Origin of the sequence: Paenibacillus sp. 32O-W, from assembly GCF_007679495.1 — a bacterium.
Classification (GTDB): domain Bacteria; phylum Bacillota; class Bacilli; order Paenibacillales; family NBRC-103111; genus Paenibacillus_L; species Paenibacillus_L residui.
In genome coordinates this window covers 21238-38532 of record NZ_VEGP01000056.1, presented here as the reverse complement: position 1 = coordinate 38532, position 17295 = coordinate 21238, and the positions used below count along the sequence as shown (strand labels likewise).

Genomic DNA, 17295 nt, shown 5'->3' with positions numbered 1-17295 from the left:
TTGGCGTCTTTCCAAGCAGGGTTCACACCTGCTACCTCACTCGACCTAGGCTTGGTCGCTCCAAAAGTGCATTAAAAATCTGCCTTTTTCCAAAAAGAAGGCGAAAGACGCTCAAATCAGGCATGTGGCGACTTTTACCCAAAAAGACCTGCATTATCGCTTTAGAATAACGCACCACGCGGCTTCTTCCCAAAAAGACCTGCAGTTTTGCTTGTCTTTTACACAATCCCGGCGGACAACCGGGCCTGTCCCAGAGTTCGCATAAAACTAAGCTCTCCGGTACTGAAAATCCGCAAACCGGATATTGGGACAGCTCTCTGGGCCGTATCAGGCTAAAACGTTCGGTTTTAAATGCCGATTTTTTGAGCTGCCTACGTCATTTACCGCCAAATTGAACTGGAACAACGCTCCAGAATTTGCGATATAACCGGAATGAGAGATTCCGCCATCCGGGTAAAGCCTAAATCATTGGGGTGAACGCCGTCCACGGTGCACTCGTCATAGCGCTCTCCAAGCAGCCGGTCTCCGTCGCAGAAGAATACTCTGTCGTCGCCGGCTTCATTAAGCTTGCGGACGAGCTCGGTCGCAATTCGCTTCCGTTCCATTCGGTCTTGCCGGGAGATGCTGTTCACCTGCTCCTTCGCATAAGGAATCCGCGACACGACCAGGATAGGAACGAGCCGCTGCTCTTCCCGGTAGAGGCGAAGGAACGGCTCCAGAGTCCGGCCATACAGCTCTGTCGAGCAGTTGGCTTCATAATCGACAATGAAGCAGTCCACATGGGGAATAAGCCGGATGACTCTGGCCACCTCCTCTTCCCCCTTGCCGCTGCCCGAGAACCCGAGATTGATCACTTCCCGCTGCAATCGTCTGCCGATCTGCTGAGGATAAGCAAGACCCGGACGGCTTGCGCATCCCCCTTGAGTGATCGAGGTTCCATAGAACACCAGGCGGCCTCTTGAGCTTGGAAAATCATTGGCTTCCAGGGCGGCTTCCGGAGGGAGGCCCACCATCACTTCCGTCACACTTTGGTACAGAGGAAAATTAAGCGTGACCGTACGCAGCCGATCCGGCTGATCACCTTCAAACAGCAACGACTCGTACTGCTGCTCTCCCGGCTTCATTCGGCTTGTTCCTATGTACCGCTCCTGACCGGGCTCCCCTACATAAGCATCGAAACCGATCTGGCCGGTAGCAGGCATATGATCCATCGATGCCGGCCCCCGCAGCTTAACCCGGATCGCTACCCGCTGCGCATCGGTCTTAAAGCGAATTTGTCCGCCTGCGGTACAATCCGCAAGCTTATCGACCGCTTCGGGCAAAGCATGATTGGGGTGGAGCGGCAAACGGCGGTATACCCTGTCCTGCTCCAGCCATGGGAAACCCAGCACTTTAAACGGAGCGGAAAGCGGAGAATGCCATTTCCAAGTCCCCTTAGGCTGCTTTAGCAATAAATTCGTATCCAGAAGCTGAAACAGCGTCTGACTTTCTACGGACAACCTTACCACTCTCCATATACTCCAAACAAATTTACACAGGATGGACGGCCCCCCCATCCAAGATTAAAATTCGTTATCTTTCCCTTGAATAATTAACCTTTAACGGCCCCCATCGTCGCCCCTTCCATCAGAAGACGCTGGAACAGCATAAAGATAATGACGGACGGCACCATGGCAATCGTAACTCCGGCAAACAGCGTGACCCAATCGGCGGTATATTCCATCTGCTTGTTGGCGGAATACATCTGTACCGCAATCGGATATTTCTTGGGATCGCTTAAATAGATGAAGGGTCCCATGAAATTATTGTAATATCCAAGAAACTTGAATACGGCTACGGTGACGATCCCCGGAGTGGACAGCGGAACGATGACACGCCAGAATCTCTGGAACAGCGTCGCCCCGTCCATCGTCGCACTCTCTTCCAGCTCCTTCGGCAAAGAGCTCATGAAGCCTCCGAGCAGCATTAGAAAGAACACGCTCTCCCCCAAGCTGGACAACAGAATCAAGCCGGTCAGGCTGTTGGTCAAGTCGAGCTCCCGCATAATGACATATTGGGGAACAAGCGCGTTGACCCCGGGAAGAAACAAGGACAGCATGATCAGGCTCCAAATCAGTTTTCTTCCCTTAAATTCCATACGTGTCAGGGCGTAAGCATTGAGGGTCGTAAAGAACAAGCTGACCACCAGGCTCCCGCCAACATAATAAAGTGTATTTAGAAGCGACTGTCCGAATCCGTACTGGTTCCAGGCTTTCAGATAGTTGCCCCACTTAAGCTCTGTAGGCAAAGCCCAGATATCCTGGAAAAACTCCGGATTGCTCTTCAGAGATTCGTAAATGACCCAAACTAGCGGAAAAAGAATCGTCAGCGCCCACAGGTACAGGATTATTCGCCAGACGACATCTAACCATGTCCGTTTTTCCTTCAAAATTATCCCTCCGAACCTTCAAGCGAATAGAGACTAGTACTCATAGCCCCTGTTTGGTAAAAATTTATCCATCAGCAGCTTGGCAGTGACCAATATAACGAAAAGAATCATCCCCACAGCAGACGCATAGCCGAAGTTCCTGTATTCTTCCCCGAAGGCCAAATTAAACATATAGAGCCCGATGACATCGGTAGCCCCATAAGGACCTCCGTTGGTCATGATGAGTATGATCTCGAAGCCCTTCATCGTTCCTACCACCAGGAACAGCGCACTAACGCGTATTATTGGCGATACAAGCGGAATCGTAATCCGGAACAGACGAGTCATATGCCCGGCCCCTTCGAGGATCGCTGCTTCATACAGCGATTTCGGAATCGCAAGCATGGCATTGGCGAAGATGATGACGTACAAGCCGACTCCGCCCCAGACCCATGCCGGGATAATGGCCGCAAGCGCTGTTTTGTCACTACCTAACCAATAAAAGTTACCCATGTCTATTCCGACCAGTTTAAGCATCGCGTTCAACAGGCCATAGGTGCCGTCATAAACAAATGCAAAGAGAAGTGCAACCACAACCGTGGACAATACATTCGGGAAGAAAAACAGCACCTTCAGGAAACCGTTCTCACGATAGCTTTTATGGGTGATCAAGTAAGCCAGTAATAAGGAGATAAGAACGACGAAAAGCGGAACCGTCACCATAAAAATCAGATTGTGGGTTAAGGCGCGCCAGACATATTGATCTTGAAACGCAGTAATGAAATTTGAAAATCCGACAAAGGTGGAATCTGTAAGTCCATCCCAATCCAGCATTGAATAGTAGACGGACAAAATATTCGGAAATAAAGTAAACAGCAAATACCCTCCGAAGGGCGGGATGATAGCCAGTGCGAGAAAAATATATTTCTGCGTGTTCGCGTTATCCAGCCTCATCCTTCTTCTCGAGGTTTGTGGCTTCCTTACCACGGTTGATTCGGACATCGAAGTCAACTCCTATCATAAAATGGAGAGCGGAGAGTGAGCCTCCCCGCTCATGGCAGCATTACTTCTTCGCTGCCTCCACCGCTTTTGTCAGCAATTTCTCCGCTTCCTCCAGAATAGGCTTCGGATCCTGCTTGCCCAAAGCAAATTTCACGATATTTTCGTTCAACAGCTTCTCTGCCTGCGCCAGGTTCGGATCCGAGATGCTGACCGATCTGCTAGCTTTATACGTATGGGCTTTATTATCCGCAATGTATTTCAGAACTGCTTGAGCCGAGCTCGTAAGATTAACCGTTCGGGACGGGTCCTCCGTCAAATCCTTGCGCATAGGCAGCGCACCCGCTTCTTCCGCAGCAATTTGCTGATTATCAAGGTGAAGCAGCCAAACGATTAATTCCTTGGCCCACTTCTTGTTCAAATCCGGTTTGGCCGCCCAGATGTAGTTGAAGCCTGTAGTCCCGCTTCGAATCCAAAGTGTCTGGTCTTCGCTGTCCCGGAACGGAACGGCCATAAACCCCCATTCGAAATCGGCGGGTGTCGCTTCCTTCATTTCGTTCTCGACGTGGGTTCCGGTCGATACCATGGCCGCCTGTCCTTGAAGCACTTGCATTTGCGATTGCGTGTGGGTTAAGGCCGGCAGACCTTCTGCAAAATACCCTAGTTTACCCAGCTCATAAAAGCGCGTCCAGGTCTCAACCGTTTCCGGATTGGTATATTGCGGCAGCGTATAAGTTTTGTAATTCTCGATAAATTGTTCGGCATGGCCGTTAATATCAGCCAATTCAAAATTTTTCGCCGGTCCGAAAGCCCACGTATGATAGTTGGGATGGATGCCCGGGAACGTGATTGGAGCGATGCCGTCCGCCTTAATATCCGCTAACAGCTGCTTGAACTCCTCCCAGGTTTTCGGGTTTTGATTCCAGCCATGCTCCTCGAACAGCTTCTTGTTGTAGAACAGTCCGCCGAAGCTGGTGAAGATGGCGAATTCATACCTCTTCCCTTGAATCAACGGTGTAGATTCATACATTCCCGGCATACTCAGATCTTTCACTGTTTTGTCAGGCACATCCGGAAGCTTGTAGTCCCAAATGTCGTCCATGGGCTCCAGCTTCCCGGCTTCAGCCAGCGATACAACGCCTCCGGCAGGTGCGGTATTGAACAAGTCGAACATATCTTTATCATTGCCTGCTGAAATCTTGGTGGAGAGGATCGTTTGCATATCCGATGATGCCGTAATATCTATCTTGACATTCGGATATTTCTTGGTGAAGGATTCCACTGCTTTATCAAACCATTCACGCCCGTAACCCCCAATGAAATAACCGACTTTAAGCGTAACCTCCTCATTTTTCGGCAATCCATTCTCAGGGTATACCTCTACTTCTGCAGACTGCCCCGGACTGTTCGACGGGGATGAAGCAGGTCCCGAAGTATTCCCGTTGCCGCCGCAAGCCGCGAGCATAGTAGCCGATAGGATGGCGGCCGCTCCAGCAGACATCCATCTTTTCATTTTAGTGTTGAACATCGTTATAGCCTCCCCTTTTCATTAATAAATAAAATTGATTGACTAAATTCTGTGTTTAGTTTACTACCTGTTTGTTAATTGAATATCAATTATGAGCACGGATTATGTAAAATAATGTTGTCGTCTCCTTCCAGCTTCACCTCCTCGTCTTGTGAAATCGTTTTCAATAATTGGTGTAGTCTCATCGGTTCTTCCTTCTCGGGATTAAAACAGCGTGTGCTTTGAGCTTCCTAAAGAAAATCAGGAGGCTTATTAGCCCTGCGTTAATGCCATGTTTAGCTATAGCACTCTCTCAGAACTTATGCCTTCTCCCGTATCCGGCAATCAGACAACTCGCCGCCTCTGCATCAGACAATGCAACAAGCCCGAAAAACAAAGTATAAAAGTTTTCAATAGTTAATCAAATTGCTTTATTAATTGATATAATTAATAATATCGTTCTTTTTCGTATTGTCAATCCTAAATTACTGCAGAAGTTGAAACTTTTCTTTATTCCCGCTTTAGTGCTAAACTAGGGCGAGAATCTTCTGCTAATTAGAAACCGTTAGCTGTTTATTTTTTGAAAACAACTGGGAGTGTGGAAGGGGAAAATAAGGCATGAGCGACTCAGAAAAAAGAACAAGCCATATGCTTTTGAAATCAATTAATCAACAGAAAGTACTTTATCTTATTTATTCCGAAGGACCGATATCCCGTGTGGAATTAGCAGAGAAAACGGGATTAAGCCGGCAAACGGTTACCAATATTGTCAATCGGTTGCTGAAGGAAAAGGTGATTACCGTTGGTGAACATATGGCCCTGGAGTCGGGAAGCGGCAGAAAAAGAATCGCGCTCCATGTCAACAGCGGCAGACTGTATGCCATCGGAATAGAGCTTGCAGGAAAATATATTCGAGGCTGTGTCTATAATTTGCGCCAAGAACGCATAGCCTCCTCCGAACGCACCATCGATAAATATGGATCGATCGAAGTCCTGCTTCGCCTGCTGCACGAAGTCATTGATGAACTCCTTCCCCAAGTGCCGGCCTTGGACAAGATCAAGGGCATCGGCATCAGTATGCAGGGGCTCGTAGATTCACAGAACGGCATCATCCTGCGAACTCCCGGAATAGGTGTCCACCGCTTTCCGCTTAAACAATTGCTGGAAGACAAGTATCATATTCCGGTCTATATAGAGAATGACGTCAATTTATTGTCCGTGAACGAAAATATGAACGGCTGTCTGAAAGACTCCAAAGACAATATTACTTTAAAATTCGATTATGGAACGGGCGGTGCTATCGTTTCCGAGAAGCGTCTGATCCCGGGCTCGAACTTCGTGGCAGGCGAATTCGGCCATTACAAAGGCTTCTATGGAGCGGACGCCTACCCTTGCCACTGCGGAAGAAGCGGTTGCCTTACTACCCTGGCCTCTATTAGCGGTCTTAGCGTATCTATGAAGTGTACACTTGAACAATTTGCGGAAGGTGTACGTAACGGCGATCCCAAGATGCTTCGCTTGTACGAACTCGTGATCGAGGGAATTTCTATCGCAATTACCAACATCATCACCTTTATTAATCCCGATAGCGTGCTGCTGTCGGGCAGGGTACTGCGTACTATAAGCCCCTATATGATCCCTGAGATCAGAGCAAGGGTAATCAAGCAGCTGCCTGTTACCGTCAACAATGTCCGGATCATGCATCTGGAGGACAAACCGGATGAGACCAAGCTGGCGGCCGGCCTTGTCATTAAGCGGGCTTTTGAAATTCCGCTGGATACCCTGTCCCTATAGGGTTATATTGCTAATAATCTCTTTGGCAGAGAAGGGGTTGTTTCATAAGTCGATCTATGATTTTTCAAGCCCCACCTATTAAATTTGGGTGCTAAAAAAGGACCCCGTTCCCACTCAAAGTGGGATTTGAGGTCCTTTTTGCTTCGTTTTGGGTTGTTCCCGTTTTATGCGAACACTTTTGGAACAGCCCCTTCTTATCCTTTCAATTCTAGCTGCTCCACACCTGAATTAATGACTGGCTCCTGGAATGAAGCGTTCGTTTGGCGGCTTCCGTCACATAAGGAGCCATAGACTTTTTGTTCAAGTGCTTCTGGAAGTCCTCCAGCTTCTTAACCGCCTGATCCGCTGATCCCTTGTCCCATTGATGCCTGGCTTGCTTGATCGATTGCGACAACTGATTGGCCAGCGGGACCTTCACCTCTCCCGAAGCCATATACTGATTGAGGATATTCTCCAGAACGGCAAGATCCATCCGGTTGGTAGTGGCTATTAAAGGCTCGCTTGGCTCGGAAACGCCCAGAATCGGATGCTCCGCAACGACGGTGAATCGATACTCCAGCGCAATCCTTCTTAATGAACGGGTTAATGGTCGTTCACTTAGTAGTACTCATTCGTGAGATTCCGACCCACAAACCGATCTATTGCAGTAATGAGCGCCGCCGAGTGTGACGTATAGCTTTCGAAGCTTACTTCGTCTCCGCGCTCCAATAGAGTTTGCGTCTAAAACCTTCCTCTAATTGCTGCCATACAATACTTGCGGGAGCCCGAATTTAAAAGCCTGCAATTCTGCATGCTTTTAGCCGTTTGGTCCCGTGTCCGCAGCAATGCCTGTAAAAATGCATCTTTTTTTTATTTCAGGGGGGAACGGATGATTTGATGCGTAAATTGATGTATTATCGCAGGCTTTTCTCCGGAGCGTTTGGAATCGATTCAAAATGGATGCATAATAGCAGGAATTCGTGCCCGCTATAATGGCGTCTCAACCTTCCTCTACTCGCGGTCGCTCTTCCTGCTTTGCTTCGTTAAAGGTTTACTTTAACGGGGAGCCCTGTGACGTGTGACCTTCGAGGCTTATCCCCGGGTGGCTTAAATCCCCTCATTTTTTCAAACAGCCCTATCCTTACTTCCGAGCCTTATCCAAATGAATATTGAAATAAGTGCGCAGAGCCTCGTTATACTCCTCTTCCGACTTGGGGGTAAAGCTGCGCACCCCTTCCGCGGTAAATATGCGAAATTCCTTGCCGGCGAGCGTGTTGCGCCCTTCGCGGGTGCGGATTGCCGCCATAGCGCTCTTCGTAAAAATCGATTCCGGCGAATTCTCACACCAGTAGGTCGCCATAATAAAGTCTTTGGCCAACTGCGGCTCCTCGGTGAAGGAATACAATCGGCTCCATTCGCCATGCTTGAGCTCGCATAGCATCCAGCCGTATTCCGGGTCCCTCTCCAGGCGATAGCACTCCTCCCCTTGCGGATGCTCCAGCCCTTCCACCATCAAGATCGGCCGCCTGGGAACGATTCCCCCTACCCCCACGTCGCACAGATAGTAAGCATCCCCTGCCTTGACCTTCAATACATGATGGCGCCTCTTCGGCGGCGGATTAGGTTCATCCCGCCAGAAGCGGGACATCAGGTCGGTTACGGGATATCCGAGCTCGCGCAGCAGCCAGCCAAAGAGGGCATTAAGCTCGAAGCAGTACCCGCCGCGCCGGCGGACAACGATTTTCTCGATCAGGTCCGGAATTTCCAGCGATAGTGGAATGCGCTTCAGAATATCCAGATTTTCATAGGGCACCGTATGCAGGTGACACTCCTGCAGCTCGGCAAGCACGGCTGCACTCCCGTCCAGAGGACCCTCATAACCTATTCGTTCCAGGTAAGCGCGTACATCGGGCTTTAAATGATTACGGCTGTCGCTCATTCTATCCGCTCCTTCCATGTATTAAATTGCTTTCGGGGCTATATCTCGAAGAGTTCTCAACCCTTCCAACAAATCGAACACCCTCATCTTAACAACTTCTTTTTCTTTCAACAAGCCCATCCGCCGGGTGAGCATCTCCGCTTCAGAAACTTATACTTCTTCATTCCAGACAACAGCGGCTTCGTCAATTGGATAGGGACGAGCTATGGGGGAATAGCAGCAGAACTCCAAGCGCCATGATAATAATATATAAGTAGCGGTCAAATTTAGCCGCGGGGATTCGCTTATTAAAACAACTCCCCAGAGCGATAGCCAAGAGAATGGCCGGCAGGGAATAACCGTACAAAATCAACGATTCCTTAGACCACAATCCTCCAAGAGCGTGTCCCGCAACGACCAGAACGCCGGAAATGAGAAAATGTGCCTGCAGCGTACCGCGGAAGCGCTCCGGGTGCCAGCGGCGCAAAGTTCCGTAAACGACAACGGGTACCCCATTCATATTATACGCGCTGCCCAGCACCCCCGAGGCAAAACCGAACGGCAGCACCCAGCCGCGACCGTGAAGAAGCGGACGTTCGGCCGTCGCGGTGAGGCTCTTCTTAATTAAACAATAACCGCCGTAAGCGATCAGAAAAGCACCGAGTCCGAAAGTGACGACGCCTGAGGGAGTAACATAAAGCAACGCCAGTCCGGCGGGGATTCCAATAACGGTGGCCGCGGCCAACCGGATCAGAACCTGCCGTTCAATGTGACGCCATCCGCAGAATACGGTAAGGGAAGCGACAGTGAGCCCCGCCAAGCCTATCAGAGAGACAGATGTATGTAGAGGAATAGGGAGCAGTGCCAACAAAGGCATGCTCACGATCGCTTCTCCGAAGCCAAACATCGATCTCATCAATGCACCTGCAAAAACAGCCGCAACCACCAGCACCATCAGGGTCACCGTCATGTCATATACTCCCCGCGGCAACCAACCCATCTTGGATTGTGTCGGCAGCCTCGTGCTGTAATATTAACCATTTCACAGAGCTTTCTTCTCCTTTCGTACCAAACCGTCCTATCCATTGAATACCATTCATCCTGCACTTCCCCTTTCTATCATTAACCAAGCGGCCGCCCTGGTGCTCCAATAATAACATAAATTATAATGACCTAAAACCTTTATTTTTCATCGATTTTAAGGCGGTTTTCAGCTTGTTTAAGGCAATAAAATCCATTAGTTCGAGGGAATCTACACAGAAGTTCAAAAACGCCTTAAAATCGAATTTTAGACGTTTAATCAAACGATCTATTATCAATAATTTTCATCTGCACGAAAGACAAAAAAATAAAAAAAGCTCCAAACGGAGCCTCTTCGAAGACGAATAACCCGGTTTTAAAGGTAGCTTTTTATGCCAATTAGAAAGTTGTTCCATGCTTTAATGAAAACTTAAACTTGTAAAAAAGCCGTCCGGGATGTTCCCGTACGACCCGAGGCATGCCTGCTTAAACCGTCGATTTGCGCAGCATGAAATAGGACAAGATCGCATAGCCGACCGTAAACAGAACCGACCAAGAAGCGAGCATCGATGCAGGGTGGCCGGCCAGCCAATGAAACATAGTCGCCCACCATTGATTAAAGGTTATTACATACGAGCAAACGGTCATCAACGTCACTAACAAGATGAAGAAGACACCAAGACCCTTCTTGCCGAATCTTCGATAGATGCTGGAGATGAAAAACCCGAGAAAGAACATGTTTATCAGGATGGAAAAATAGATCCATAGCTGCTCCGCAATCCCGCCGTCATTGAAATACGGCAAAAGGAAGAAATGCAGATCCACGCCCCAAAATCCCGTCCGTTTCTCCACGAAGGAAAGCAGCAAAAGCAGAACCGCCATCAGGATGCTGACTGCCCCGGCAACCATTGCAGTGCCGGTAAAATAATCCGTTCTCCGGACACTTAAACCCAACGCGAAAGGAAACGATTGGACCAGGGAAATTATCCCCGCAACCAGCATGTAAATGTAGAGGGACATTATTCCTCCGGTATAGATGGGCTCCTCGACAAAATAACTTATAGTTATATTAATAAGGAAGCTGGGCAGCAGAACCAGAAGGGGAACGAAAAACCACAGCCACCTGTCTCTCAAATGCATCTTCATTACACCTTGTACCCTATTCATCAGGCATTCACCGCCTTCCCGCAGAATGATCACTCGTCAGATAGACGATCAGTTGCTGCAAGGAGACGGAGGCAAGCTCCAGACCCAATGCTTCCGCCTGCTCCCGCTCTCCGGCCCCCGGCCGGCCCAGAACGGCAGCTGATACCAAACCGCCGATCGACTCGCGATGAATCATTTCTTTGCCTTCCGTAAAGCTCTCCACCTTGGAAGCGGGACCCACGACGGTAAACGCGCGGCCGCGAAGGGCTTCCGCCTCCTCATCAAGCAGCAGCTTCCCTTTATCGATAACGATGACATGCTCCAATATATTGCTGACCTCGTCAATGAGATGCGTGGACTAGATAACCGTGCGCGGATGCTCCGAATAATCCTCAAGCAGCCGGTCAAGCGGCTGACCTCTACGGCATAATTCATTTCGACCTATCCCCTTTCCGGATCATCTCCGACAGTTGGTCTGTCGTAATTCCAAGCTTCTCCGCTTCCCGGATCATTGTCACCACATACTGCTCGTAAAACTGTTCTTTCCTCTGTTCCCTTAGCTTCTCACGAGCTCCCGTGGCCACGAACATGCCAATCCCCCGCTTTTTGTACAATATATCCTGTTCGACCAGCAGATTGACCCCTTTGGCTGCCGTCGCCGGATTGATCTGATAGAAGGAAGCGAATTGATTCGTAGAAGGGACCTGTGATTCTTCAGGCAGCCTTCCTTCGAGGATGTCATCTTCAATTCGTTCAGCAATTTGCATGAAAATCGGACGACTGTCATCTATTAAAGATCCCATTGCCACCCTCCTGCTGCTTTTACACTTAATCGGTTAATTACTCATGTAACTAACTATACAAGCGAAGAACAATATTATCAATAATTCTCTCCTTTTGGGCAGGGCGAGTTCCTTCAAAACGAAAAATACTGGACACCCCTTCCTTTTTTCAATAAACTATTGGAAAAAACAGGAATGCGATAGGTGGATGATCATGACAGTAAGGAAAGCACGTCTGAACGATGCCTCTGGCATCGCAAGAGTACAAGTGGATAGCTGGAGATCGACTTACCGCGGAATCGTTCCGGATCATTATCTGGATGGAATGTCGTATCAACAAAGAGAAGAGATGTGGCGGGGGATGCTGAAGCTTGCCGGCGTCCGCCCTGTCTATGTCGCGGAGGAGAGGGAGGGAATCGTCGGCTTTGCCGCCGGAGGACGGGAGAGGACCAATCATCCGGAATATCAGGGAGAGCTGTATGCCATTTATTTGCTAAAATCCCATCAAAGACAAGGAATCGGAGGACAGCTGGTCCATTCCATCGCCACCGAGCTGCAAGGAGCCCATGTTCACTCCATGCTGATCTGGGTACTGGCCGATAATCCGTCCCGGCGCTTCTATGAGGCTCTGGGGGGAGTTCCTGTTCAGCAGCAGCCAATTGACATCGGCGGGACTACTCTGACGGAAATCGCCTACGGCTGGAGGAATCTCGGTCTGCTGACGAAACGCTGATACGGCCGGGACCCCTTCCTCTTATTAAGTATGGCTTCGAGGCGTTCCGTCCGCTCCGCAACAATGTCGGCTTCTAAACCTTCCTCTTATCGCGATCATTCTTCCACACTTTGCTTCGATAGAGAGGTTTTATGGTACTTGGTGGGGGCCTTGACCTTAAAAGCCTGCAAATCTGCATGCTTTTGGCCATTTGGTTTCCTGTCCGTGGCAAAGCCTGCGAAAATGCATCTTTTTTCTCGTTCCGTGGGAGACCGGGGTTTTTTTTACCGAAATTGCTGTATTATCGCAGGCTTTTTTCCCAGAGTGGTCGCAACGCTTCAAAATTGATGCAGATTCGCAGCAATTTGTTCCTGCTCTAAACGGCATTGAACCTTCCTTAACGCGGTTACGATGCGAAATTCCTGCATTTTCGCAGGAATTTCGAGCCCGCTTTTGACACGTCTAAATTTCCTACAACCGCGGTCGCTCCGAAGACGAATAACCCCGTCTGGAAGTGGACTTTATGCCAAAATTTTATTGACTTTGTTTTAACGCTTGAAGTTTCTTATGTGATAAAATAAATAGCGGCATGTTTAAACTCTTTGTATTGTTAAATAAGAGTTGAATCTAATAGAATCGAAGGGATCGACAGATGAAAGTGATGGAAAGATGTTTCGGCCAATATTGGAGCCCATATGTTGCGATGGGACTTGCCGGGCTCCTTAGCGCGGTCTATTTCGGCATTACCGGGACGGTATGGGCGGTGACCGGGGAATTCACCCGTCTCGGAGGCCATGTGCTGGAGATGTTCGGAGTCGATATTTCCGATTGGGCTTATTTCAAGCTTATTCATATGGATGGAACGACATGGAGCCGGACAGACGGCTGGATTGTATGGGGGATGTTCATCGGGGCGTTGTGTACCATTCTCTTCAGCAACAATTTCAAAATACGCGTCCCGAGGCAGAAACGCCGCCTGGTTCAGGGCCTGATCGGCGGCATCATTGCCGGTGCCGGCGCCCGTCTGGCATTAGGCTGCAATTTGGCTGCCTTCTTCACCGGGGTTCCGCAGTTTTCCCTGCATTCCTGGATATTTATCGTCGCCACAGCCGCAGGGACTTATCTCGGCACCAAATTAGTCAATACCTCCTGGTGGAAAGGCAAGCCCGTACTGCTTAAAGGAGGACTGACGTCACAGACCGGCGGTTCCCGTAAAGTCCAGCCTTACATCGGCGGGCTTATTATGCTGGCATACGCCGGGCTTATCGTCTACTTCTTCCTCACCGGACGCACGATGCTGGGCGTTGCGGCCATATTCGGAGCCGCCTTCGGAATTTTGATAGAGAGAGGACAAATTTGCTTCACCTCGGCGTTCCGCGATCTATGGATCAGCGGAAGAGCCACCATGACGAAGGCCATCTCCTTCGGTATGGCAATCAGCTCCGTGGCAACTCTGGCCATCATTCTGGCTTACGGCCTGGACCCGATTACGAAAATCGCTGCCCCCAGCACATTGGTCGGCGGAATCCTGTTCGGCCTGGGCATCGTCATGGCCGGAGGCTGCGAAACCGGAATGATGTACCGTCTGATGGAAGGGCAAATCGTCTTCCTGCCGGTATTTATCGGCAATATTATCGGTGCGACCGGTCTCGCTTATGCCTGGGATCACCTTGGGGTCTACAGCTTGCTTGTCCAAAGCGGAGCGCCGATTAATCTTATAGCAGAGTTGGGGCCTTCTGCGGCCCTCATCGTTACGCTGCTTCTGTTAGGATTAAGCTTCGTTATCGCCATGTACTGGCAGAAAAATTATCGCTTCGGCACAGGCTTTAAGAAAGGAGCATAGAACATGACAGCAGACTTCACATTAGATCTTAGAGGAGAATCCTGCCCTTATCCTGTTATCTATACCTTGGAGACATTGCGTGATTTGCAGAAGGGGCAGCTTCTGCAGGTAATTACCGACTGTCCTTCCTCGTTCCGCAACGTTCCGGAGGAAGTCGTCAAGCACGGCTATACCCTTGAACAGGAGCCGGTCAAGAACGGCCAGGAGTTTCTGTTTTACATCAGAGCTTAAGGTTCTTACCTCGTCGAATGTTTCTAACCTGACCTGGCTTGACAATAAGGAGAGGCCCGATACGGCCTCTCCTTATTTATTATAGAGTCGGATGTTCAATGTTATGCACTCCTCTATTCTCCCTCCCTAACCTCATAACTCCCGCAACTTAAAGAGGGGAAAACTCCCCGGCAAATGAATAACTTCGTCCTCTATACAGGCTATTTACCACACCTTATCCTAAGAGCTTCATAAAATGATCTGAAATCGTTTGGGGGAGGACGCTCATGAATAGGGAGAGGAAACTAAAGCTATGGGTAATGACCAATGAATTCCATCCGAATATTATCGGAGGACTCGGGGTTGCCGCCACTCATCTGGCCAAAGCGCTAAGCAACGCAGGGTTGGAAGTTACCGTCTTATGCTCCGGCGACTCGGGAGCGCCGGCGTTGATGAACCCGGGCGGCATGCAGCGCATTCTGCGGCTTCCCAAAGCTTCTTATTACTTTAGCCGTCCCTCCCAATCTTCAAGCCCGGCGCAGTGCTAAGGTCAGCAGCCGCCAACCAATGCAGCAAGCCTGACCTGATTCATGTTCACAGCACGGAATTTGCAGCCGTTGCGGCAGCGGCCGGAAGCTTGTACCGGGTTCCGATCGTCTATACATGCCATTCCATGGTATCAGCGGGAGCCCGTTCTCCGGCGGGACAAAACCAAGCGAAGCTGATTCGTATCGCAAGCCGGATCACGGTTCCGAGCAAATGGCAGGCGGCTGAAATCATCCGTCTTTATCCGGGCAGCCATACTAAAATCACCGTCATCCCGCACGGCGTAAACTTCGTATCAAGACAAGCCAATATTACCCCGGCCAAGCTGCTTTATGTTGGCAGACTCATTCCTTCAAAAGGCATTGAACCCTTAATTAAAGCCATTGCGTTGTTATCACGAAATCGGAAAGAGGTCAGTTTAACGATTGTCGGAAGCGGCAAAGCACAGTATGTAAATCATTTATATACTGTTGCCAGAAATAGCGGCATCGCAAACCGCATTCACTGGATGAAGAAAAGCTCGAACGATGCGGTACAGCGGATGTACCCTTCGTACGGAGCCGTTATAGTGCCGAGCCGGAAAGAGTCGTTCTGCCTTGTCGCTCTGGAAGCGATGGCCAGCGGCGTTCCGCTTGTATCGACCCTGTCGGGCGGACTGAAGGAGTTCGTAAGTCCCCGCAATGCCCAAGTCATAGCATCTCTTGACAGCTCCGCCATAGCCCGCGCCATCGCAGCCATGTGGAACAATCCGGCCAGGACGAAGCAGCGGGTTAACGCCGCTCAAAGGACTGCCGCCCGGTATAGATGGCCTGCTATCGCTCTTCGTTATCAATCTCTGTTTATGAATCTAAAGAAGGGGAGGTAGATTATTGGAGGAAGTTGGTTACTAACTGGGGGAAGTTGGTTATTGGGGCAAGTTGGTTATTGGAGGAAGTGCTATCGGAGGAATCCTGCCGAATCGCTCAATCCGGTCGCAGGCCGGGATTGGGCAAGAAGGAGTACGAACCATTTGATCTCGACAAGTTCTCCCAGTAGGGGGATTCCCAGTAGTTCCCATTTCGGTTCGTCCCATTCACTCATCCGATGGGTCCCATGAGCAAACCTTGGATGGCTAAATGGAATTTATACAGTTAGTTTAGCCCTCTCAATCCGAAATATGGAAACTAACTGGAAAACCTACAGCTAGTTTGTGCAAAATGGCCGAAATCAACAGAAATCCTCCACTTTAACTGTAGTTTTTCCAGTTAGATAGTCCAAATGAGAAATTCGCCTGAATTTACCTACATAAAATACAGTTAGTTCACTTCTCTCATGCGATAATGGCAGCTAAGTGGATATTTGGAATTGTCGGCCATAATTCTCGTCGCGTTTACGGAGGGGATACAGTATATTAAGCTAAGGTTAACCACGGCCGCTTCCAGTCTTCCATAGACCTCCAGCTTATTTTGTAAAATTGCAACCTTGTCATTAAATTCCTTAGCAAGCATCACTTTAAATTCTTTATACAACCAAACAAGCAGCGTCCCCAATATAGTAATAACCAGAGACCAGGCCGGATTTAATTTTATTAAATCGGCTATTTCACTCCACATTCCTTATGCTCCCCTTTTCTATATTGCAATTGATTGGACTACGTCTGCTTACTTGACCCGATAGGTCCAAACCAATATCTTGTAAGTAACTGCATACCTTTTTAGTTAAAACGATCCTTTAACCACCTTTAGTCCTTTAAATAGTCATCGGAAGTCTTAGAAAAAGATTTAATACAATCTCCTACCCCTCCTAAAAATTTGATATACAAATGTATCCTCAAGAAGAGCTGGTATCCCCCTCCAAGAGAATAGTCCTTTCGACCAATTACAAAAGACCCATTATCATTCCGATCTTAGACATTCTGATGTTGATAAAAATAAAAAAACAGTTGTATTTGTAAAATTTTGTGATAAATTAGCACTTAAGGACAGGCCCCATGGAGATGAGTAGTCCATTAAGACTATCTTCTCGGACTATTTTATTCTCACTTAACATTTAAAAGGAGGTGGCTGCGCAATGAAGGTCTTGCTTAGCACCGAGAGCGGTCTATCCAAAGAAGTTAAAGTCGGATTTAGCTGGACTACGCTCTTTTTTGGATTTTTCCCCGCTCTTTTCCGTGGAGATTTAAAATGGGCCGCGATCATGTTTATTGTCGCTCTCGCTTTTGGCTCGTTTACCTTTGGTATTGGCGGATGGGTAAGCGGTATCATTTTTTCCTTTATATACAGCAAGATATACATAAAAGGTCTGATAGAAAAAGGATATCGTCCGGCAAATGAGGTGTCGAGATCTGTTCTAGAGAATAGTCAAATTCTTTCTAGAACGGCTTAATCTAGCAAGTGGCCTTAACACGATTAATAAATCGAGGTTAAGGCCTCCGTTTATTTCAGACTCCCTTC

General features: G+C 48.8%; 19 protein-coding genes. 7 read left to right on the top strand and 12 right to left on the bottom strand.

What is annotated here, in order from left to right:
* Window positions 1–380 precede the first annotated feature (380 nt).
* The 4 genes from FS806_RS19120 to FS806_RS19105 form a co-directional block, all read right to left on the bottom strand.
* Complete coding sequence (locus FS806_RS19120) at window positions 381–1499, bottom strand: SGNH/GDSL hydrolase family protein (protein WP_260982174.1); 1119 nt, start codon at window positions 1497–1499, stop codon at window positions 381–383.
* Between the two features lie 92 nt (window positions 1500–1591).
* Window positions 1592–2428: a carbohydrate ABC transporter permease gene (locus FS806_RS19115; protein WP_144939830.1), complete on the bottom strand. Its 837-nt coding sequence runs from the start codon at window positions 2426–2428 to the stop codon at window positions 1592–1594.
* 33 nt (window positions 2429–2461) lie between these two features.
* On the bottom strand, window positions 2462–3409 hold the full coding sequence (locus FS806_RS19110) for a carbohydrate ABC transporter permease (protein WP_144939828.1): 948 nt from the start codon (window positions 3407–3409) through the stop codon (window positions 2462–2464).
* Window positions 3410–3470: 61 nt separating this feature from the next.
* The gene (locus FS806_RS19105) at window positions 3471–4934 is read right to left on the bottom strand and encodes an ABC transporter substrate-binding protein (protein WP_144939826.1); all 1464 of its coding nucleotides are present in this window, start codon (window positions 4932–4934) and stop codon (window positions 3471–3473) included.
* 597 nt (window positions 4935–5531) lie between these two features.
* Here FS806_RS19105 and FS806_RS19100 point away from each other — a divergent pair.
* On the top strand, window positions 5532–6707 hold the full coding sequence (locus tag FS806_RS19100; RefSeq protein WP_144939824.1) for an ROK family transcriptional regulator: 1176 nt from the start codon (window positions 5532–5534) through the stop codon (window positions 6705–6707).
* 208 nt (window positions 6708–6915) lie between these two features.
* On the opposite strand, the gene FS806_RS19095 is transcribed toward FS806_RS19100, so the two are convergent.
* The 6 genes from FS806_RS19095 to FS806_RS19070 form a co-directional block, all read right to left on the bottom strand.
* Window positions 6916–7179 carry an FIMAH domain-containing protein gene (locus FS806_RS19095; RefSeq protein WP_144939822.1) on the bottom strand — a complete coding sequence of 88 codons (264 nt, stop codon included), beginning with the start codon at window positions 7177–7179 and terminating at the stop codon, window positions 6916–6918.
* 648 nt (window positions 7180–7827) lie between these two features.
* Complete coding sequence (locus FS806_RS19090; protein WP_144939820.1) at window positions 7828–8625, bottom strand: arylamine N-acetyltransferase family protein; 798 nt, start codon at window positions 8623–8625, stop codon at window positions 7828–7830.
* A gap of 184 nt (window positions 8626–8809) precedes the next feature.
* Window positions 8810–9604, bottom strand: a complete 795-nt coding sequence (locus FS806_RS19085; RefSeq protein ID WP_260982173.1) for a sulfite exporter TauE/SafE family protein — start codon at window positions 9602–9604, stop codon at window positions 8810–8812.
* Window positions 9605–10110: 506 nt separating this feature from the next.
* Window positions 10111–10770, bottom strand: coding sequence for a hypothetical protein (locus FS806_RS19080; protein WP_222126717.1), 660 nt, complete (start codon window positions 10768–10770; stop codon window positions 10111–10113).
* A gap of 28 nt (window positions 10771–10798) precedes the next feature.
* Window positions 10799–11095 carry a hypothetical protein gene (locus FS806_RS19075; RefSeq protein WP_144939814.1) on the bottom strand — a complete coding sequence of 99 codons (297 nt, stop codon included), beginning with the start codon at window positions 11093–11095 and terminating at the stop codon, window positions 10799–10801.
* Between the two features lie 106 nt (window positions 11096–11201).
* On the bottom strand, window positions 11202–11573 hold the full coding sequence (locus tag FS806_RS19070; RefSeq protein WP_144939812.1) for a GntR family transcriptional regulator: 372 nt from the start codon (window positions 11571–11573) through the stop codon (window positions 11202–11204).
* Window positions 11574–11766: 193 nt separating this feature from the next.
* Here FS806_RS19070 and FS806_RS19065 point away from each other — a divergent pair, with 193 nt between their 5' ends.
* The 5 genes from FS806_RS19065 (at window position 11767) to FS806_RS19050 (ending at window position 15728) form a co-directional block, all read left to right on the top strand.
* A complete protein-coding gene (locus tag FS806_RS19065; protein ID WP_144939810.1) occupies window positions 11767–12285 on the top strand; it encodes a GNAT family N-acetyltransferase in 519 nt (172 codons plus the stop codon).
* A gap of 631 nt (window positions 12286–12916) precedes the next feature.
* Window positions 12917–14107, top strand: coding sequence for a selenium metabolism membrane protein YedE/FdhT (gene yedE / locus FS806_RS19060; protein ID WP_144939808.1), 1191 nt, complete (start codon window positions 12917–12919; stop codon window positions 14105–14107).
* Window positions 14108–14110: 3 nt separating this feature from the next.
* Window positions 14111–14338 (top strand): sulfurtransferase-like selenium metabolism protein YedF, encoded by a 228-nt coding sequence (gene yedF, locus FS806_RS19055; protein ID WP_144939806.1) that lies wholly within the window; start codon window positions 14111–14113, stop codon window positions 14336–14338.
* Between the two features lie 266 nt (window positions 14339–14604).
* Window positions 14605–14865: a glycosyltransferase gene (locus FS806_RS26835; RefSeq protein WP_260982172.1), complete on the top strand. Its 261-nt coding sequence runs from the start codon at window positions 14605–14607 to the stop codon at window positions 14863–14865.
* A complete protein-coding gene (locus tag FS806_RS19050) occupies window positions 14859–15728 on the top strand; it encodes a glycosyltransferase family 4 protein (RefSeq protein ID WP_260982171.1) in 870 nt (289 codons plus the stop codon). Before FS806_RS26835 ends, FS806_RS19050 begins: the two co-directional genes overlap by 7 nt.
* A 71-nt stretch (window positions 15729–15799) precedes the next feature.
* Here FS806_RS19050 and FS806_RS26300 read toward each other — a convergent pair whose 3' ends face one another.
* Together FS806_RS26300 and FS806_RS19045 are read right to left on the bottom strand one after the other, a co-directional pair.
* A complete protein-coding gene (locus tag FS806_RS26300) occupies window positions 15800–15943 on the bottom strand; it encodes a hypothetical protein (RefSeq protein WP_222126716.1) in 144 nt (47 codons plus the stop codon).
* 215 nt (window positions 15944–16158) lie between these two features.
* Entirely contained in the window at window positions 16159–16455 is a 297-nt protein-coding gene (locus tag FS806_RS19045; RefSeq protein WP_144939804.1) for a hypothetical protein, read from the bottom strand.
* A 457-nt stretch (window positions 16456–16912) separates the two neighbouring features.
* Here FS806_RS19045 and FS806_RS19040 point away from each other — a divergent pair, with 457 nt between their 5' ends.
* On the top strand, window positions 16913–17227 hold the full coding sequence (locus FS806_RS19040; RefSeq protein ID WP_144939802.1) for a DUF2628 domain-containing protein: 315 nt from the start codon (window positions 16913–16915) through the stop codon (window positions 17225–17227).
* The last annotated feature ends 68 nt before the right edge of the window (window positions 17228–17295 follow it).